The organism is Mangrovicoccus sp. HB161399 (assembly GCF_013184745.1).
In the GTDB taxonomy this organism is placed as follows: domain Bacteria; phylum Pseudomonadota; class Alphaproteobacteria; order Rhodobacterales; family Rhodobacteraceae; genus Mangrovicoccus.
The window spans coordinates 142,848-160,739 of record NZ_JAATVU010000006.1; the positions used below are offsets into that span (position 1 = coordinate 142,848).

The following is a 17,892-nucleotide window of genomic DNA, read 5'->3' on the forward strand; positions in this document are numbered from 1 at the left end:
CCCGGCATTCCGAGGGACAGACATGATCCGCAAGGCCACGGTTTCCGCGATCGCCCTGATCGCCACGCTCGCATCCGCCACGGCAGACGACGCCACCCAGATCCAGTGGTGGCACGGCATGGGCGGCAAGAACCAGGAGGTCATCAACGAGATCTCCAAGCGCTTCAACGCAGCCCAGTCCGCCTGCGCGCTGACCCCGGTCTCCAAGGGCACCTACGAAGAGGCCCTGGCCTCCGGCATCGCCGCCTTCCGCTCGGGCGAGCAGCCGAACATCCTGCAGGTCTTCGACGCAGGCGCAGCGACCATCATGAACGCCCCGGGCGCCACCATCCCGGCCGAGGACCTGATCAAGAACGCAGGCTACGACTTCGACCGCGAGGCCTTCATCAACGGCGTGCGCTACTTCTACGCCGATGCGGACGGCAAGTTCGTCGGCATGCCGTTCAATTCCTCGGCGCCGATCATGTACACCAACACGGAAGCCTTCGAGAAGGCCGGCGTCGCGCCGCCGGAGACCTGGGAAGAGTTCGAGGAGATCGCGCCGAAGCTGAAGGAGGCGGGCTACATCCCGATGACCGCCTCGCAGCTGACCTGGATGTTCTTCGAGAACTTCTTCTCGCGCAACAACATCCAGATGGCGACGAACGGCAACGGCTACGACTCGGTCGAGGGCACCGAGATCAACGCCACCGACCCGAACCTCGTCATGATGTTCGAGAAGCTGAAGGAATGGCATGACGAGGGCCTGTTCGGCTTCTACGGCGCGGGCTGGTCGGACAACCAGGCGCCCTTCGAGCAGAACAAGGTCGCGATGTGGATCGGCTCCTCCGGCTCCTTCGGCGGGCTGCAGCAGACCGCGGAAATGCCGTTCTCGGCGACCTTCCTGCCCTATTGGGACGGGATCGAGGGCGCAGGCACCAACAGCTTCATCGGCGGCGCCGCGCTCTACGCGATGGCGGGGCATGACGAGGCGCAGGACAAGTGCACCGCCGACTTCTTCCAGTTCCTGACCTCGCCGGACGTACAGGTCTTCTGGCACGAGGAAACCGGCTATGTCCCGATCACCAACGCCGCCTACGAGCAGGCCAAGGCCGAGGGCTGGTACGAACAGAAGCCGGTCGCCGAGGTTGGCATCCAGCAGCTGAGCCTGCCGGGCGGCGAGTGGTCGAAGGGCTACCGCCTGGGCTTCTACCCGCAGATCCGCTCGGTCGAGGAACGCGAATTCAACCGCATCTTCTCGGGCGAGACCTCCGTCCAAGACGCTTTCGAGACGATCAAGGAAGAAGGCGACGCCCTGCTGGCGCGCTTCGCCAAGACTTCGGGCTGACGCCTGCCTGATCTGGGACCGGGGCTGCCGCGAGGCCGGCCCCGGTCCTTTCCGTTCCGCAAGACCGCATGCATCCGGGAAGACCGACTTGGCCGAGATCTCCGACACCTCCGTTATCGGCGGCCGCTTCCGCCGCAAGCCCCGCGCCGCAGCCGCCCCGGCGGAGCCCGCCAAGCGCGTGCAGTTCGACCGTCCGCTGCTGCCCTGGGTCTTCCTCGCGCCGCAGCTGCTGGTCGTTGCGATCTTCTTCTACTGGCCCTCGGTGCAGGCGGTGACCTCGTCCTTCTATATCGAGGATCCGTTCGGCTTCGGCGCCACCTTCGTCGGGCTGGAGAACTATGCCGACGCGCTGACCAGCTCCGAATACCACCGCGTGGCGCGCTTCACCGCGATCTTCACCGTGGCAGTCACGGCGCTGTCGCTGGGGCTGGGGCTGCTGCTCGCGGTCAAGGCCGATGCGGTGATCCGCGGCGCGTCGAGCTACAAGACGCTCCTGATCGCGGTCTATGCCATCGCGCCGCCGGTTGCCGGCCTGATCGGCATGATGTTCTTCGACATGCATATCGGCCCCTTCGTGACCGCGGCTTCCTGGGTCGGCTGGGACATGCAGGTCGGGATCGACTATTTCGACACCGCCTTCGCGATGATCGCCGTCGCGGTGTGGAAGCAGATCCCCTACAACTTCATCTTCTTCCTCTCGGGGCTGCAATCCGTGCCCGTGCCGGTGCGCGAGGCCGCGGTGATCGACTGCCGCAGCGGCTGGCGTCGGTTCCGCACGGTGACGCTGCCGCTGCTCGCGCCGACCGCGTTCTTCCTCTTGATCATCAACATCACCTACGCGCTCTTCGACACGTTCGGGATCATCGACGTGATGCTGAAGGACAAGCCCGCGAACAACCCGGTCACGCTGGTCTACAAGGTCTACAACGACGGCTTCCGCGGCAACGACATCGGCGGATCGTCGGCGCAGTCGGTGATCCTCATGGCCGTAGTCTTCGCGCTGACCCTCGTGCAGTTCCGCTTTCTCGAGAAGCGCATCCATTACAGCTGAGGCAGTCCGATGCACCGCACCCGCCCTCTCGACCATGCGATCCTGATCCTCGGCGCGCTCTTCCTGATGCTGCCGGTGATCATCGCCTTCACCACCTCCACCCACACCGCCGCCGAGATCCATTCCGGCGGGCTGACCCTGGTCCCCGGCAACAATTTCGCCGAAACATACGGCACGGTGCTGACCCAGAAGGGCGGCTTCACCGGGCAGGTCACCGGCGCGCGGATGCTGATGAACTCGATGATCCTCGGGCTGGGCTTTGCCTTGGGCAAGATCGCCTTCTCGATGCTCGCCGCCTATGGCCTCGTCTATTTCCGCTCGCGCTATGCGACCCTGCTCTTCTGGATCATCTTCACCACGCTGCTGCTGCCCCTGGAGGTCCGCATCGTGCCGTCCTTCCAGGTGATGGCCGATCTGGGGCTGATCAACACCTATCCCGGGCTGATCGTGCCGCTTCTGGCCTCGGCCACCGGCACGTTCTATTTCCGCCAGTTCTTCAAGTCGGTGCCAGATGAACTGCTGGAAGCCGCGCGGATCGACGGTGCAGGCCCGGTGAAGTTCTTCTTCGACATCCTCGTGCCGCTGTCGCGCACCATGATCGCGGCGATGTTCATCATCATGTTCGTCTATGGCTGGAACCAGTATCTCTGGCCGATGCTGATGACCACGGACGAGGGCATGTTCACCCTGATGCGCGGCATCAAGTCGATCCTGCAGGTCTGGGTCGGCAGCCAGATCCCCGAATACAACCAGGCCTTCGCCCTCGCGGTGCTGGCGATGGTGCCCCCGGTGGCAGTCGTCGTCATCTTCCAGCGCTGGTTCATCAAGGGCCTGACCGAGAGCGACAAGTAAGGAGCCGTCCCATGGGATCCATTTCCATCCAGCAGGTCGGCAAGACCTATCCCGGCGCCGGGAGCGCGTCGGTCGAAGGCGTCGACATCGAGATCGCAGAGGGCGAATTCCTGGTCCTGGTCGGCCCCTCGGGCTGCGGGAAATCCACGCTCTTGCGGATGATCGCCGGGCTCGAGACCATCACCGAAGGCACGATCTCGATCGGCGGGCGCGTCGTCAACGACGTCGACCCGGCGGACCGCGACATCGCCATGGTGTTCCAGAACTACGCGCTCTATCCCCACATGAGCGTGCGCGACAACCTCGCCTACGGGCTGAAGAACCGCCGCGTGCCGAAGCCCGAGATCGCCTCCCGCGTCGAAGAGGCCGCGCGGATGCTGGAGCTGGGCCGCTTCCTCGACCGCAAGCCCCGCGCCCTGTCCGGAGGCCAGCGCCAGCGCGTCGCCATGGGCCGCGCCATCGTGCGCGAACCGGCGGTGTTCCTCTTCGACGAGCCGCTGTCGAACCTCGACGCCAAGCTGCGCGTGCAGATGCGCGGCGAGATCAAGCAGCTCCAGGACCGGCTGGGCACCACCTCGGTCTACGTCACCCATGACCAGCTGGAGGCGATGACGCTGGCCCACCGGCTGGTCGTGCTCAACGGCGGCAAGGTGGAGCAGATCGGCAAGCCGCTGGAGCTGTACCACCGCCCGGCCTCGGCCTTCGTCGCTGGCTTCATCGGTTCGCCGGCGATGAACCTCCTGGATGCGGATTGCCGCGGCGGCCAAGTCCGGCTGGGCAATGCCCAGCTCTGGCTGCCCGGTGCGCCGGACGGTCCCGCGATCCTCGGCATCCGCCCCGAAAGCCTCGCCCCTGCCCTGCCCAGCAGCCCGGGCGCGGTGGCGATGCGCATCCTCTATGTCGAGGAACTGGGCGCCCAGCGGCTGGTCCATGGCGAAGTGGACGGCCAGCGGCTGACCGCCGCCCTGCCGTCGTCGGCAGAACTGGGGACCGAGCTCTGGCTCTTCCCCGATCCCGGCGCGCTACATCTCTTTGACATCGCTTCCGGAAAGCGGATGGAGACTCAGCAGCCCGCTCCTGCCGGAAGCTACGCCCCGGCCTTCTGACCCCGCCTGTCCGGCCTCCTACATTGGTCGGACAGGACATTTGTCGGACTTCCCTTCCGGCCCCCAAAAATGTGTGCTCCGTTCCGAGGCAAGCGTCGGCACAAGCGCCGGGATCACCCCCGACCGCCGTAGCGCAGTACCGCCGGATGGAGCGGCAGGGGACAGGGTCCCCACCACGAGTTTCATCCCAGAGACAGACCGGGATCGGCCGCGGCGCCGTTCCCGGAGGCATGCCGGAAAGGCTCCGGCGGATTTGAAGCAGGCGGCAGACGCCGCCCAGGATTTGACCTTAGGGAGGACAGACATGAACGAGATGACCCAGATCGACGCGAGCCGCACCTCGCCGTTCAAGACCCGCTACGACAACTTCATCGGCGGCAAGTTCACCGCGCCGGTGAGCGGCGAGTACTTCGACAACATCACGCCGATCACCGGCGAGGTCGTCTGCCAGGTCGCGCGTTCCGGCGCCGCCGATATCGAGCTGGCGCTCGATGCCGCGCATGCCGCCAAGGATGCCTGGGGACACACCTCGGTTGCCGAGCGCGCCAACCTGCTGCTGAAGATCGCCGACCGGCTGGAAGAGAACCTCGACCTGCTGGCCCGCGCCGAGACCTGGGACAACGGCAAGCCGATCCGCGAAACCACCGCCGCCGACATCCCGCTCTCGGTCGACCACTTCCGCTATTTCGCGGGCGTTCTGCGCGGCCAGGAAGGCTCGATGTCGGAAATCGACGCCGATACCGTTGCCTACCACTTCCACGAGCCGCTGGGCGTCGTCGGCCAGATCATCCCGTGGAACTTCTCCATCCTGATGGCCGCCTGGAAGCTGGCGCCCGCGCTGGCCGCCGGCAACTGCATCGTGATGAAGCCCGCCGAGCAGACCCCGGCGGCGATAATGGTGCTGATCGAGTGCATCGCCGACCTGCTGCCGCCGGGCGTGCTGAACATCGTCAACGGCATGGGCGCCGAGGTCGGCGCGCCGCTGGCCAGCTCGCCGCGCATCGCCAAGATCGCCTTCACCGGCTCCACCGCCACCGGCCGCAAGATCATGCAGGCCGCGACCGAGAACCTGATCCCGGTCACGCTGGAACTGGGCGGCAAGTCGCCGAACATCTTCTTCTCGGACGTGATGGCCGAGGATGACGCCTTCCTCGACAAGGCGGTCGAGGGCTTCGTGCTCTTCGCCTTCAACCAGGGCGAGGTCTGCACCTGCCCATCGCGTGCCCTCATCCAGGAGGACATCTACGAGGAGTTCATCAAGCGCGCCATCGCCCGCGTCGAGGCCATCGTCCGCGGCGACCCGCGCGACATGGCGACCATGGTCGGCGCCCAGGCCTCGCAGGAACAGCAGGACAAGATCCTGTCCTACCTGACCATCGGCGTCGAGGAAGGCGCGGAAGTCCTGACCGGCGGCAAGGCAGCCAAGGTGCCGGGGCTGGAGAACGGCTTCTACATCGAGCCGACGATCCTGAAGGGCCACAACAAGATGCGCGTCTTCCAGGAGGAGATCTTCGGGCCGGTCGTGTCCGTGACCACCTTCAAGGACGAGGAAGAGGCGCTCGCCATCGCCAATGACACGATGTACGGCCTCGGCGCCGGCGTCTGGACCCGCGATGCGAACCGCTGCTACCGCTTCGGCCGCAAGGTGCAGGCCGGCCGCGTCTGGGTGAACAATTACCACGCCTACCCGGCCCATGCAGCCTTCGGCGGCTACAAGCAGTCGGGCATCGGCCGCGAGAACCACAAGATGATGCTGGACCACTACCAGCAGACCAAGAACATCCTGATGAGCTACAACCCCAACAAGCTCGGCTTCTTCTGAACCTCCCTTCGAAAGTTCGAGCTTGCCTGCGGCGGTCCCATCAGGGGCCGCCGTTTTTCGGCTGGGTCATCGGTGTCTTCGGAGGGGTGCGGCAGAGAGCCTAGCGCTTGGCGGGCTCGATCTTCACCACGTTGGAAAGGTTTTCGTAGGGAGCATTCTTCACGGCCTGGTCGATATCGACCGGGCGCGGCTGCGGGCGGTGGCGGACCATCGCGGCGTAGCCCATGCAGGTGGCAAGCGCGCTGATCCCGATGATCGAGCCGCCGACCAGGACTTCGCTAGAAAGTGCTTCGAACATGCGCAGTCTCCCTGTACTCCCGCAATATAACCCGCCGGGCCGTTAATTTCCAGTTCCCGGCCCCGCGGCCCCGGCGGAGGCGACGAGCGTCTCCAGGTTGGCCAGCCTTGCGCAATCGCTGCGCAGGGCGACGCAATCGGCGGTGATCCGCGACCGGAACCTTGTCGTCGCCCAGCTTGCGGCGGCCCCTGCCGCAACGGCGGCAGCCGCCATGCCGCCGCCCAGCGTGCCGGTCGCGAGGAAGCCCATCGCCGCCAGGAGCGAGCCGCCGCCCAGGCGCTGCGCCCAGACGCCCTGGCTGCGGTCGTCGCCCTCGCGGCTGTCGAGCTGCCGCGCGATCTCGGCCTGGCGGTCGCGGATCAGATCCAGCACCACCGGCGGCAGATCCGGGTCCTGCGAGCTCTTCACCAGGGAATAGAGCTGGAACCGCTCCTCGGGCCGCACCGCGATCTCGTCGATCAGCCCGTCGATGACCCGCCGGTCATAGGCGCGCCGGCTGGGCACGGCCATGGCATGGGCCATCAGCGCCGCCGCCCGCGTCCTGTGATGCACCCGCTCGCCGGTCACCGCTGCCTCTCCTGCCTGACACTCCCCAGGCTAGGGCAAGGGCACGCGCCTGCCCAGAGGACGGGGCGCCTCAGCCGCCGATCGCCAGCACCGCGTGATAGGCGAGGAAGCTCGCCGCGTAGGCCAGCGCGAACATGTAGCCGGTGGCGATCCACATCCAACGGGCGGAGCCGGTCTCGCGGCGGATCACGGCGAGGGTCGACAGGCATTGCGGCGCGAAGATGTACCAGACGATCAGCGAGACGCCGGTCGCGAGGCTCCAGTGCCGGGCCAGCGCCAGGGCCAGGGCCCCGTCGCCGCCGCCCTGGATCGCGTAGACGGTGGACAGCCCGGCCACCGCGACCTCGCGCGCCGCCATGCCCGGCACCAGCGCGACGCAGATTTCCCAGGTGAAGCCGATCGGCGACAGGATCGGCGACAGCAGATGGCCGATCATCGCCGCGAAGCTGTAGTTGATCGCAGGGCCCTCGGCCCCCGCCGGCGCGAAGGGGAAGGTGGACAGCACCCAGATCACCAGGCTGGCAGTGAAGATGATTGTGCCCGCCCGGCGCAGGAAGGCCTGGCCCCGCTGCCACAGGCCCAGCACCACGCCGCGCAATTGCGGCAGCTTGTAGTCGGGCAGGTCCAGCATCAGGGGCGCTGCGATCTCGTGGCGGCGGAACATCATCCGGCCGGCGAAGGCGACGGCCAGCGCCGCGACGATCCCGGCGGCATAGAGGCCGAACATGACCAGCCCCTGCAGCCCGATGCCGAAACCGATGGTCCTTGCCGGAACGAAGGCGCCGATCAGCAGGACATAGACCGGGATCCGCGCCGAGCAGGTCATCAGCGGCGCGATCAGGATGGTGGTCAGCCGGTCCTTGCGGTCGTCGATCACCCGGGCCGACATGATGCCGGGGATGGCGCAGGCGAAGCTGGACAGCAGCGGGATGAAGGCGCGGCCATGAAGGCCCGCCACCCCCATGATCCGGTCCATCAGGAAGGCCGCGCGGGCCATGTAGCCCAGGTCTTCCAGGATCAGGATGAAGGCGAAGAGGATCAGGATCTGCGGCAGGAAGACGATGACGCTGCCGACCCCGGCAATCGCGCCGTCGACCACCAGCCCCTGGATCAGCCCGTCGGGCAGGATCGCGGCGGCGGCAACGGCCACGCCATCGACCGCGGCGGCCAGCGCGTCCATAAGCGGCGTCGCCCCGGCGAAGACCGCCTGGAACATCAGGAACATGATCGCCAGCAGGATCACCGGCCCGGCGACGGGATGCATCACCACCGCGTCGACCCGCTCGGTCGCGCTGCGGCGGCGCTCGGGCACTGTCACCGCATGGGCGATCATCCGGTCCGCCTCGCGCAGCAGAGCGCGCAGGTCGGCGGCCGAGGGCTCGCTCCAGCCCATCTCGCCGCGCGCGGGCAGGCCGCTGCCGATCATCGCGTCGAGCTGCGTCCAGAGCGCCTCCATCCCCGCCTTGCGCACCGCGGTGGAGGCGACGACCGGCAGGCCGAGATCGCGCGACAGCAGGCCGAGGTCGATCTCGATGCCGCGGTGGCGGGCGATGTCGATCATGTTGACCACGACGAGCAGCGGCAGGCCGATCCGGCCCAGCTCCTGCGCCAGCCGCAGGCCCGGGCGCAGATGGGTGGCATCGATCACCACCATCATCAGGTCGATTTCGCCCGCGTCCCTGCGGACCCCGAGGATGATGTCGCGCGTCACCATCTCGTCGGGGCTGCGCGCGCGCAGGCTGTGGGTGCCGGGCAGGTCGACGATCGCCAGCCGCTCGCCGCCCGGGGTGGCCGCCATGCCGATCTTGCGCTCCACCGTGACGCCGGAATAGTTGCCGACCCGCTGGTTGGCCCCGGTCATCGCGTTGAACAGCGAGGTCTTGCCGCAATTGGGCGCACCGATCAGGGCGATGCGGGTCTCCCGCTCGCCGGTTGCTGCCGCAACATCCTTCATCATGTCACTCCGTCAGGATCGCCATCGCGTCGCGGCGGCGCAGCGCCACGGTCGAGCCGCCGACCCGGACCGCGATCGGGTCCCGGCCGAACGGGCCCTCGTGGATCACGGAGACCTCGACGCCCTCGATGAAGCCCATCTCGATCAGCCGGCGCTCCATCTCCTCGGGGGCGAGGCGGCCGCTGCCGGGCAGCGGCAGCAGGCAGACCACCCTCCCGCGGAACCCCTTGCCTGCCTCGCCGAGCGAGACCGTGCGGTCGATGGCATCCAGCTGTCTCAGTTCCATGGCAGGTCCTTTCGGGGCGCGGCTAGTAACTGATAGATTCAGTCGGATTAGCTTGGCAACCTTGTTCCAGATCAAATTCCCGGGATGCCAGCCGTCACGGAACCGTCATGTGCCCGGGTTTTGTGCGCATGGATGCCCGGAAGAACCGCAACATGGCCTGCGCAGGACCGGAGGTCCCGGAAAGCGCGCGACTCGCCCGCCGGGATACGGCACGGCCCCGTGCTCACGGCGCCGCGATCCGGACTTGCTGCCGCGGAGGGTAGGATGCTAGTAATATATCACTGGCATTTCAGAAGAACCGCAAGAACGGGCCGGAGCGCGGGACGAGGCGGACACAGAGGGGAGACGGCAGATGGACGGAACCGGCAGCGCGCGCGCAGGCAGCAAGCGCAGGACGGACGGAAAGCCGTCCGGGCGTCCCGCCAGGGCTCCCTCCCTGACCGAGCAGGTCTACCAGCGGCTCAAGTCCGAGATCCTGTCCTGCCGGCTGGAGCCGGGCCAGGAAATCTCCGAGGCCGAGCTGGCCGAACGGTTCGAAGTCTCCAAGACCCCGGTGCGCGAGGCGCTGGCCGCGCTGCGCCAGGAAAGGCTCGTCCAGACCTTCCCGCGCCGCGGCTACCAGATCGCGCCGATCACCTTCGGCGACATGAACGAGCTGTTCGACCTGCGCACCATCCTGGAAGCCGGGGCCGGCGAGCTCGCCTGCGAGCAGATCACGGAAGACGAGCTGGCCCAGCTGCGCGAACTGGCCGTAGTCGCCTACGAGAAGGACGAGGTGCCGACGATAGAGGCCTTCATCGCCGCCAACCGCGAATTCCACCTCGCCATCGCGCGGGCCTCGCGCAACGAGCGGCTTCTGGGCGTGCTGACCCGGCAGATCGCCGAGCTGGAGCGGTTCTTCTATCTCGGCGCGCAGCTGCGCGACGTGAACAGCGAGACCAACACCGACCACGTGGAGATCGTCGACGCGCTGGCCGCCCGCGACCGGGCCAAGGTGCGCGAGCTGATGATCCGCCACAACGACGTCACGCGGCAGGGCCTGTTCCAGGCGCTCGCCACCTCGCGGCAGTTCGGCAGCATCCGCCTCTGACCGCCGCCGCGGGACAGCTGCCGCCGCCGGCGCAGGCCTGTCCCGCCCCCCGCCGCATATGGCAATCCCGCAGGCATGTTTTCCCGCAGCCGCCCGCATTTTGCGCGGAGGAAGAACTTTATCCGGATTGACGAACTGAAATATCAGTCGCAACATCAGAATAGTAAGACAGATATTTCACGGTGCGCAAAATGTCCCTCGCCCTCCGGAACACCCTCATCGTCCATGGCCCCGCAGGCAGCGCGCCCCCGGTGCTGGCAGAGGCGCTCCGGGCCGCGCAGGCCGAGGCGATGCCGCACCTGCCGCCGCTGGACCTGCTGCCGAAAGGGGATGATCCGGGCGTCGATTCAATGCATTGGATGCGGGCCCGGAGCGGCGACGCCAGCCTGGTCTCGACCTGCACCCCGGTCTTCATCCAGGCGCCGCTGCTGCGCGGCATGTCCCTGACCCATCGCGACCTGACGCCGATCGCCCGGCTCGTGGCCGACCGCTTCTTCGTAGTCGCGCGCAGCGACTCGCCCTGGGCGACGGCGGCGGGCTTCCTCGATCACATCGCGAAGACCACGACCCGCACCGGCGGCTATTTCCTCGGCGGCATCAACCACCTGCTGGCGCTCTCCATCGCCGACGGCACCGGCGCGGATGTCGAGTTCATCGTCACCGAAAGCGAGCCCGCCGTCTGGAACGCGCTGATCGAGGGCCGCATCGACTGGGGCGTCGGTGTCGCCGCCGAGATCCTGCCGCATGTCGAGGCAGGCACCATGACAGTCATCGCCGCGCTGGACGGAACCCGCCGCCCCGCCTTCCCCGACGTGCCGACGCTGGGCGAGGCCGGGCTGCCGGTCAGCTTCCAGCTCTGGCGCGGGATCATGGCGCCCGGCGGACTGTCCGAAGAGGCCCAGGCCGATTGGCACGCGCATTTCGAGCGGCTCCGCGACAGCGACGCCTGGCGCGGCTACCTCGCCCGCAACGGCCAGGAGGACGCCTGGCTGGCCGGCGCGGCCTTCCGCGATTTCCTCGAGGCCGAATGGGACTGGTACGGGAAGCATCTGGGCCTCGCGGGCCTGCTTCCCGAACCCGCCTGATCCGGCCGCAGGCAAGCCACGAGCAGGCAATCCGCCAGACGGGCCCAAGCCCGCATTCCCGCCAACAGGAGAACCCCAAATGCTGAAGACTGGTCTCGCGACCTCGACGCTCGCGCTGATGCTCGCCGCCGCCCCCGCCATCGCCCAGGATGGCGCCGCCAAGGCCTTCGAGGAGGCAATCGGCGCGCCGCAGCCGGTGAAGAACTATCCCACCCCCTGGCCGCTGAAGAACCTCATCAAGGACGGCGTGCTGACCGTCGGCACCACCGGCGCCTCCCCGCCCCGCACCTTCGTCGACCCGGCCACCTCCGAGCTGACCGGGTCCTATGTCGAGCTGTTCGAGAAGCTCGCCGCCGATCTGGGCCTGAAGATCGAGTTCGTCCAGCTCGAATGGGCGGGCATCCTGCCGGGCCTTGCGGCGGGCCGCTTCGACCTCGCCTGCGACGGTGCGTCGTGGAATCCCGACCGGCTGGGATCGGACCAGTTCCTGATGACCTCGCCCACCGGGCTGAACGCCACCGTCGGCATCACCACCAAGGATAGCGGCGTGACCTCCTTCGAGGATGTCGGCGACGCGGTTGTGGGCGGCGTGCGCGGCGAAATCTATTTCGAGGGCGCCAAGAAGGCGCTGCCCGAGGCCGAGACCACCGAATTCCCCGGCCTGCAGGAAAGCCTGATGGGGCTGATGAACGGCCAGGCGGGCGTGATCGTGATGAACCTGTCGAACGCCCTGAACACGCTGGAGGAATCGCCAGTGAAGGATCAGCTCGCCATGGTCGGCCCGGCGCTGGAGGTCTTCCCGCAGAGCCTCTGCGTCAACCCCAACGAGCCCGACCTGCTGGTCGCGGTCAACACGATGCTCGGCAACTACCGCGCAGACGGCACGCTGTCGGAGCTGATCGGCAAGTACGCGACCTCCACTGCCGAAGTCGACCTGCTGAACCGCATCGGGTACTGACCCGATTGTCCCTGGATTTCAGCTCCATTCCCACGGTGGTCCCGGCGCTCCTGAAAGGGGCGGCGGTGACGCTGGAACTGACGCTGGCAGTGCTGGTGCTGGCCACGCCGGGCGGGGTTCTGGTCGCGCTCCTGCGCGGCGCCCCCTCTCCCGCGCTGCGCGGCGCGGTGATGGGGGCGAGCTGGATCTTCCGGGGCATCCCCCCGCTCCTGCTGCTGTTCTTCGCCTTCTTCGGCCTGCCGCTGATGGGGCTGACCCTGCCGCCGCTGCCGGCCGCGATCCTGGCGATGACGGTCTACATGTCCTTCTATTTCGGCGAGGTCTTCGCCTCCGGCCTGGCCTCGGTGCCGAAGGGCCAGTGGCAGGCGGCCGCCGCGCTCGGCCTGCCCAGGCACCGGGTGCTGCTGCGCATCATCCTGCCCCAGACCATTCCCGCGGCGCTGCCGCCCTACATTTCCCACGCCACCGAGATCCTCAAGGGCACCGCGCTGGCCGCGGCCGTGGCGGTGCCCGAACTGACCTCGGCGGCCAAGAAGGTCTTCGTCGTCACCTTCCGCCCGATGGAGGTGCTCATCGTCGCGGCCGCGATCTATGCGGTGCTCGATGCCGGGCTCCTGATCCTGCAGATGCTGGGCGAGCGCTGGTCGGCCCGGCGCCGGGCGCGGAGCTGACATGCCCGCCTGGTCCGTCATCGCCCCCTACTGGCCGAACCTCCTCTCCGGCTTCTGGATCACGGTCCAGCTCTCGTTCTGGACGCTGCTGCTGGCGACGCCCATCGCGCTCGCCATCGCGCTGGCCCGCGAGACCGGCCCCCGCTGGGCGGCGCTCCCCCTCGCCATCCTGGTCAATGCGGTGCGGCTCCTGCCGGCGCTGATCGTGCTCTATTTCGTCTTCTACGGCATGCCGCAATTCGGCATCCGGCTGAAGCCCTTCGCGGCGGCCAGCATCGGCCTCGTCGCCATGGGCGCCGCCTATATGAGCGAGGACATGCGCGGCGCCATCGCCGCCGTGCCGAAGGGCCAGCTCTCGGCTGCGGCGGCGCTCGGACTGCCGCGCACCCACGCCATCCGCCGCATCCTGCTGCCGCAGGCGCTGCCCCTGATGATCCCGCCCTACATGACCCGCGCCATCATCATGGTGAAGGGCACCTCGCTGGCCTCCATGGTCTCGGTCGCCGACCTGACCGCCGAGGCGACGCGGGCCTCCTCGATCACCTACCAGCCCTATGTCTTCCTGCTGATCGCCGGGGGGTTCTACCTCGCGCTCAACGGCATCCTCGCCCTGATCCAGGCTCTGGCGGAACGGCATCTGCGGCTCAGCCGACGGACTGCCGCCGCATGACTGCCCCCATCGTTTCCGTGAAATCCGTGACCCGCCGCTATGGCAGCTTCATGGCGCTTGACGACGTGTCGCTCGACGTGATGCCCGGCGAGGTGGTCGCGATCATCGGCGCCTCGGGCTCGGGCAAGTCGACGCTCCTGCGCACCATCAACCATCTCGACCCGCCGGACGAGGGCCAGGTCTGGATCGACGGCCGGCTGATGGGCGTCGCCGAGGGCGCGCGCGGACCCCGCCGCCTGTCCGAACGCGACCTGCGCCGCCAGCGCTCCGAGGTCGGCATGGTGTTCCAGCATTTCCACCTCTTCCCGCATTTCACCGTGCTGCAGAACCTGATCGAGGCGCCAATGGCGGTGCGCGGGCTCTCGCGTCCCGCCGCCACGGAGCGCGCCGAAGGGCTCCTGGCCGAGGTCGGGCTCGAGGGCCGCGGCGGTGCCTTTCCGGCCGAGCTTTCCGGCGGCCAGCAGCAGCGCGTCGCCATCGCCCGCGCGCTCGCCATGCAGCCCAAGGTCATGCTCTTCGACGAGCCGACCTCGGCGCTCGACCCCGAACTGGTGGGCGAGGTGCTGCGCGTCATGAAACGCCTCGCCGAGGGCGGCATGACCATGCTGGTCGTCACCCATGAAATGGATTTCGCCGAGGAGGCCGCCGACCGCGTGGTGTTCTTCGACAAGGGCCGCATCGTCGAGACCGGCCCGCCGGCCCAGCTCCTGCGCAGCCCCTCCGAGCCCCGCACGCAGGCCTTCCTGCAACGACTGCTGAGAAAAGACCGATGACCGACATGCTGACCCCGCCTGAACGCCAAGTCCTGGACGCGCTCTTCGACCGGATCTTCCCGCCCGGCGAGGGCACCCCCGGCGCAGTGGAGATCGGGGCGGCGGAGTATGTCGCGGCGGCGCTGGCCGGTCCCTATGCCGGGCATCTGGCCCTCTACCGCCAGACGCTGGCCGCGCTCGGCGCGGCGGGCTTCGGCACGGCGGAGGCAGAGGCGCAGGACCGCCTGGTGGCCGCGCTGGAGGATGGCACCCTGCCCGGCCTGCCGCATCCGGCCGGGCATTCCGCCTTCGACCTGATCTGGCGTCACCTGCGCGAGGGTCTGTTCTGCGACCCGGCCCATGGCGGCAACCGCGACATGGCGGGCTGGCGGCTGATCGGCTTTCCCGGGGCGCAGAACGGCTATGAGGAGGCCGAGCAGACCGTCGGCCGCAAGGTGGCGCGCGATCCCCAGCCGATGGCGTCCCTGTCGCAGGATGCGCGGCTGGCCGAGGTTCCGCAGACCCGGCCGGCCGGCGCGCCGATCGACGGCGCCGATGCGGTGATCGTCGGCGGCGGCTTCGTCGGCAGCTTCATGGCGCTGAAGCTGGTGCGCGCAGGCAAGCGCGTGGTGATGCTGGAGGCGGGCTCCCCCCGCCATGGCCGCGAACACGCGATGGACGAGTTGTCCGCCACCGCCTTCCGCAACCTGGGCGGGGCCGAGAAATTCAATGCCGAGGTGCCGACCTGGCGGCTCAACCCGGAGAGCCCCGCCCGCCCCGCGAGCATGAGCCAGGGGCTGGAGACCCGGCTCGGCGGCAATTCCGTCGCCTGGGGCGCGGTGGCGATGCGCTTCTACGAGGATGATTTCGAGATCCATTCGAAGACGGTCGCGAAATACGGGGCGGAGCGTCTGCCCGAGGGCCATGCGGTCGCCGACTGGCCGATGAGCTACCGCGATCTGGAGCCCTTCTATGACGAGGCCGAGGAGTGGCTGGGCGTCTCGGGCCATGCCGGCGGGCCGCGCGATGGCGGGCGCAGCCGCGGCAACCCGTTCGAGGCGCCGCGCGCCAAGCCCTACGAGATGCCCGCCCTGCGCCGCTCGGGCCTTGGCGCGCGTTTCGCCGGGGCCGCCGAAACGCTCGGCTATCACCCGTTCGCGCTGCCCGCCGCGATCCTGACGGCGCCCTACAAGGGCCGCCATGCCTGCACCTATTGCAGCTTCTGCTCGCGCTTCGGCTGCCATGTCGATGCCAAGGCCTCGGCGCAGAACACCGTGCTGCCCGAAGCGCTGGCCTCCGGGCTTCTGACCATCGTCACCGGCGCGCGCGTCACCGAGATCGTCACCGAAGGCGGCCGCGCCACGGGCGCGCGCTACCGCACGACGGACGGCGCCGAGCATGTCCAGTCCGGGCGCCAGATCATCGTCGCGACCTACGCCTTCGAGAACACGCGGCTGCTGCTGCTGTCGCGCGACGCGGACCACCCCGACGGGCTCGGCAACAACCAGGGCCAGGTCGGGCGCTACTACATGACCCGCCAGCAGCCCTCGGTCTATGCGGTCTTCGACGGCGAGCCGGTCAACCGCTTCATCGGCCCGACCGCGCAGGCTCAGGCCATTGCCGATCTCAGCTGCGACCACTTCGACCATGCGGACAAGGATTTCATCCGCGGCGGGCGGATCGCGGTCTTCAACCAGTACCTGCCGATCGAGGCGTCGGGCGTGCTGCCCCCGGACGTGCCGCGCTGGGGCGCCGCCTGGCGGGACTTCTTCGTGAAGAACTACAACTCGATCTCGATGCTGTTCCTCGATCCCGAGATCCTGCCGAGCCAGAACAACCGGCTCGATCTCGACGACACGGTGACCGACGATCTCGGCCGCCCGGTGGTGCGCATCACTTTCGATATCGGCGGCAACGAGAAGAAGATGATCCCCTGGCTGCAGGATCGCGCCGAGGAAATCGCCCGCGGCATGGGCGCGACCCGGACCTGGCGGCGCCCGGCGCTGACCGGGCCGATCTCCACCCACGACACGGGGGGCACGCGGATGGGCCATGATCCGGCGACATCGGTCACAGACGGCTTCGGCCGCGTCCATGACACGCCCGGCCTGACCGTGGTCGGCGGGTCGAGCTTCGTCTCGCTGCCGCCCGTGAACCCGGCGCTGACCATTCTGGCGCTGTCGCTCAGAGCCGCCGGGGCCGTGATCGCCGATCTGGCCGAAACCCGCCTGGAGGAAACCGCATGAGCCCCGATGTCATCGTCCTGGGCGCCGGCGTCACTGGCGGCGCCATCGCCTGGCATCTGGCGAGATCCGGGGCAAAGGTCGCGCTCGTCGATGCCGCAGGTCCGGCCGCAGCACCCTCGGCAAGCTGGGCCAGCGCCGGCGGGCTGCGCAGCCAGGGCCGCCACGCCGCCGACCAGCCGCTGACCCTGATGGCCGCCGCGCGCTGGCCCTTGCTCGGGGCCGAGCTCGGGGCCGATCTGGAGGAAAGCTTCGGCGGACACCTGCATCTGGCCGAGACCGAGGCGGAGATCCCCGTGATCGAGGCGCGCATTGCCGCCGATCTGGCCGGCGGGCTTGCCATCGAGCGGGTGGAGCCGGCCCGGATCCGCGAGATTGCCCCCGAGATCACGGCCCGCGCGCTGCTCGGCGCCTATACGCAAGGCGACGGGCAGGCGCATCCGGGCCGTGTGGCCCGCGCCTTTGCCGCCGCCGCGGCACGCGAGGGCGCGGCGCTGCGTTTCGGCCAGGCGGCCAGGCTGCTGCCCGGGGCGGACGGCGTTGCCGGGGTCGCCTTTGCCGATGGCAGCGCGCTGAAGGCGGGCACGACCGTCGTGGCAGCCGGGGCCTGGACGGAGGCGCTGCTGGCGCCCTTCGGCCTCGACCTGCCGATCCGGGCGCGCGGGCTGCAGATGCTGCTGTCGGATATCGCGCCGCGGGATCTGCTGGCCCCGACCGTCACCGCCGTCGGGCGCAACCTGTCGCTGAAGCAGCTCCGCTCGGGCGCCTTCATGATGGGCGGGCGCTGGTTCGCGCGGCCGACCGGGCGCGGGCTGGAGACGCTGCCGCTCGACGCCCATGCCGCGAAGCAATGGGCCGGGGCGGCCGCCATCCTGCCGCGTCTCGCCCGCCACCGGCTCGTGCATCAATGGGCCGGGACCGAGGCGCAGTCGATCGACGGCAATCCCTTCATCGGACGGTCGCTGCCCGGGCTCTACCTCGCCTGCGGCTTCTCGAACCACGGCTTCCAGATCTGCCCGGCGGTGGGCGAGCTCGTCGCCCGCGACCTGGCCACCGGGTCCGAGCCGCTGCTGGCGCCCTTCGCGACGGACCGCATCGCGCCTGACGCCGCAAGGCTGGCGGCCTTCCGCGCCGAGCCGATCCTCGAGGTCGCCTGAGCC

Annotated in this window: 17 protein-coding genes; 13 read left to right on the forward strand and 4 right to left on the reverse strand. The window is 68.7% G+C overall.

From position 1 onward, the window contains the following. The first annotated feature begins 22 nt into the window (after window positions 1-22). From HCC78_RS05075 to adh, 5 genes are all read left to right on the forward strand, one after another. A complete protein-coding gene (locus HCC78_RS05075; protein ID WP_172327656.1) occupies window positions 23-1,327 on the forward strand; it encodes an extracellular solute-binding protein in 1,305 nt (434 codons plus the stop codon). Window positions 1,328-1,442: 115 nt separating this feature from the next. Further along, window positions 1,443-2,378 carry a carbohydrate ABC transporter permease gene (locus HCC78_RS05080; protein WP_371743777.1) on the forward strand — a complete coding sequence of 312 codons (936 nt, stop codon included), beginning with the start codon at window positions 1,443-1,445 and terminating at the stop codon, window positions 2,376-2,378. A 9-nt stretch (window positions 2,379-2,387) separates the two neighbouring features. Further along, on the forward strand, window positions 2,388-3,230 hold the full coding sequence (ugpE, locus tag HCC78_RS05085; RefSeq protein ID WP_172327657.1) for a sn-glycerol-3-phosphate ABC transporter permease UgpE: 843 nt from the start codon (window positions 2,388-2,390) through the stop codon (window positions 3,228-3,230). 11 nt (window positions 3,231-3,241) lie between these two features. Further along, entirely contained in the window at window positions 3,242-4,336 is a 1,095-nt protein-coding gene (locus HCC78_RS05090) for a sn-glycerol-3-phosphate import ATP-binding protein UgpC (RefSeq protein WP_172327658.1), read from the forward strand. Window positions 4,337-4,640: 304 nt separating this feature from the next. Then, window positions 4,641-6,158, forward strand: coding sequence for an aldehyde dehydrogenase (gene adh / locus HCC78_RS05095; protein WP_172327659.1), 1,518 nt, complete (start codon window positions 4,641-4,643; stop codon window positions 6,156-6,158). Window positions 6,159-6,258: 100 nt separating this feature from the next. Here adh and HCC78_RS05100 read toward each other — a convergent pair whose 3' ends face one another. The 4 genes from HCC78_RS05100 to HCC78_RS05115 form a co-directional block, all read right to left on the reverse strand. Continuing rightward, complete coding sequence (locus HCC78_RS05100) at window positions 6,259-6,456, reverse strand: hypothetical protein (protein WP_172327660.1); 198 nt, start codon at window positions 6,454-6,456, stop codon at window positions 6,259-6,261. 42 nt (window positions 6,457-6,498) lie between these two features. Beyond that, window positions 6,499-7,023 (reverse strand): hypothetical protein, encoded by a 525-nt coding sequence (locus tag HCC78_RS05105; protein WP_172327661.1) that lies wholly within the window; start codon window positions 7,021-7,023, stop codon window positions 6,499-6,501. Between the two features lie 70 nt (window positions 7,024-7,093). Then, on the reverse strand, window positions 7,094-8,980 hold the full coding sequence (locus HCC78_RS05110) for a ferrous iron transporter B (RefSeq protein WP_253949036.1): 1,887 nt from the start codon (window positions 8,978-8,980) through the stop codon (window positions 7,094-7,096). Window position 8,981: 1 nt separating this feature from the next. After that, window positions 8,982-9,263 carry a FeoA family protein gene (locus tag HCC78_RS05115; RefSeq protein ID WP_172327663.1) on the reverse strand — a complete coding sequence of 94 codons (282 nt, stop codon included), beginning with the start codon at window positions 9,261-9,263 and terminating at the stop codon, window positions 8,982-8,984. A 352-nt stretch (window positions 9,264-9,615) separates the two neighbouring features. Here HCC78_RS05115 and HCC78_RS05120 point away from each other — a divergent pair, with 352 nt between their 5' ends. The 8 genes from HCC78_RS05120 to HCC78_RS05155 all read left to right on the forward strand — a co-directional run bounded on the left by HCC78_RS05120 (window position 9,616) and on the right by HCC78_RS05155 (window position 17,889). Then, the gene (locus HCC78_RS05120) at window positions 9,616-10,353 is read left to right on the forward strand and encodes a GntR family transcriptional regulator (protein WP_172327664.1); all 738 of its coding nucleotides are present in this window, start codon (window positions 9,616-9,618) and stop codon (window positions 10,351-10,353) included. A 191-nt stretch (window positions 10,354-10,544) separates the two neighbouring features. Next, window positions 10,545-11,438 carry a tripartite tricarboxylate transporter substrate-binding protein gene (locus HCC78_RS05125; RefSeq protein ID WP_172327665.1) on the forward strand — a complete coding sequence of 298 codons (894 nt, stop codon included), beginning with the start codon at window positions 10,545-10,547 and terminating at the stop codon, window positions 11,436-11,438. 79 nt (window positions 11,439-11,517) lie between these two features. Beyond that, window positions 11,518-12,396, forward strand: a complete 879-nt coding sequence (locus HCC78_RS05130; protein ID WP_172327666.1) for an ABC transporter substrate-binding protein — start codon at window positions 11,518-11,520, stop codon at window positions 12,394-12,396. A gap of 5 nt (window positions 12,397-12,401) precedes the next feature. Continuing rightward, window positions 12,402-13,067 carry an amino acid ABC transporter permease gene (locus tag HCC78_RS05135; protein ID WP_172327667.1) on the forward strand — a complete coding sequence of 222 codons (666 nt, stop codon included), beginning with the start codon at window positions 12,402-12,404 and terminating at the stop codon, window positions 13,065-13,067. A gap of 1 nt (window position 13,068) precedes the next feature. Further along, entirely contained in the window at window positions 13,069-13,737 is a 669-nt protein-coding gene (locus HCC78_RS05140; protein ID WP_172327668.1) for an amino acid ABC transporter permease, read from the forward strand. Continuing rightward, the gene (locus tag HCC78_RS05145; RefSeq protein ID WP_216671031.1) at window positions 13,734-14,510 is read left to right on the forward strand and encodes an amino acid ABC transporter ATP-binding protein; all 777 of its coding nucleotides are present in this window, start codon (window positions 13,734-13,736) and stop codon (window positions 14,508-14,510) included. Before HCC78_RS05140 ends, HCC78_RS05145 begins: the two co-directional genes overlap by 4 nt. Further along, complete coding sequence (locus HCC78_RS05150; protein WP_172327669.1) at window positions 14,507-16,735, forward strand: GMC family oxidoreductase; 2,229 nt, start codon at window positions 14,507-14,509, stop codon at window positions 16,733-16,735. The genes HCC78_RS05145 and HCC78_RS05150 overlap by 4 nt, the downstream gene beginning before the upstream one ends. Continuing rightward, complete coding sequence (locus tag HCC78_RS05155; RefSeq protein WP_172327670.1) at window positions 16,732-17,889, forward strand: FAD-binding oxidoreductase; 1,158 nt, start codon at window positions 16,732-16,734, stop codon at window positions 17,887-17,889. Before HCC78_RS05150 ends, HCC78_RS05155 begins: the two co-directional genes overlap by 4 nt. Window positions 17,890-17,892: the final 3 nt, after the last annotated feature.

What these genes read in the sequence shown, in the direction of transcription:
- HCC78_RS05110 (WP_253949036.1), bottom strand. Translation starts at nt 8,980, where the DNA reads ATGATGAAGGATGTTGCGGCAGCAACCGGCGAGCGGGAGACCCGCATC.
- HCC78_RS05155 (WP_172327670.1), top strand. Translation starts at nt 16,732, where the DNA reads ATGAGCCCCGATGTCATCGTCCTGGGCGCCGGCGTCACTGGCGGCGCC.
- HCC78_RS05140 (WP_172327668.1), top strand. Translation starts at nt 13,069, where the DNA reads ATGCCCGCCTGGTCCGTCATCGCCCCCTACTGGCCGAACCTCCTCTCC.
- ugpE (WP_172327657.1), top strand. Translation starts at nt 2,388, where the DNA reads ATGCACCGCACCCGCCCTCTCGACCATGCGATCCTGATCCTCGGCGCG.
- HCC78_RS05125 (WP_172327665.1), top strand. Translation starts at nt 10,545, where the DNA reads ATGTCCCTCGCCCTCCGGAACACCCTCATCGTCCATGGCCCCGCAGGC.
- HCC78_RS05115 (WP_172327663.1), bottom strand. Translation starts at nt 9,263, where the DNA reads ATGGAACTGAGACAGCTGGATGCCATCGACCGCACGGTCTCGCTCGGC.
- HCC78_RS05075 (WP_172327656.1), top strand. Translation starts at nt 23, where the DNA reads ATGATCCGCAAGGCCACGGTTTCCGCGATCGCCCTGATCGCCACGCTC.
- HCC78_RS05100 (WP_172327660.1), bottom strand. Translation starts at nt 6,456, where the DNA reads ATGTTCGAAGCACTTTCTAGCGAAGTCCTGGTCGGCGGCTCGATCATC.
- HCC78_RS05145 (WP_216671031.1), top strand. Translation starts at nt 13,734, where the DNA reads ATGACTGCCCCCATCGTTTCCGTGAAATCCGTGACCCGCCGCTATGGC.
- adh (WP_172327659.1), top strand. Translation starts at nt 4,641, where the DNA reads ATGAACGAGATGACCCAGATCGACGCGAGCCGCACCTCGCCGTTCAAG.
- HCC78_RS05150 (WP_172327669.1), top strand. Translation starts at nt 14,507, where the DNA reads ATGACCGACATGCTGACCCCGCCTGAACGCCAAGTCCTGGACGCGCTC.
- HCC78_RS05130 (WP_172327666.1), top strand. Translation starts at nt 11,518, where the DNA reads ATGCTGAAGACTGGTCTCGCGACCTCGACGCTCGCGCTGATGCTCGCC.
- HCC78_RS05120 (WP_172327664.1), top strand. Translation starts at nt 9,616, where the DNA reads ATGGACGGAACCGGCAGCGCGCGCGCAGGCAGCAAGCGCAGGACGGAC.
- HCC78_RS05090 (WP_172327658.1), top strand. Translation starts at nt 3,242, where the DNA reads ATGGGATCCATTTCCATCCAGCAGGTCGGCAAGACCTATCCCGGCGCC.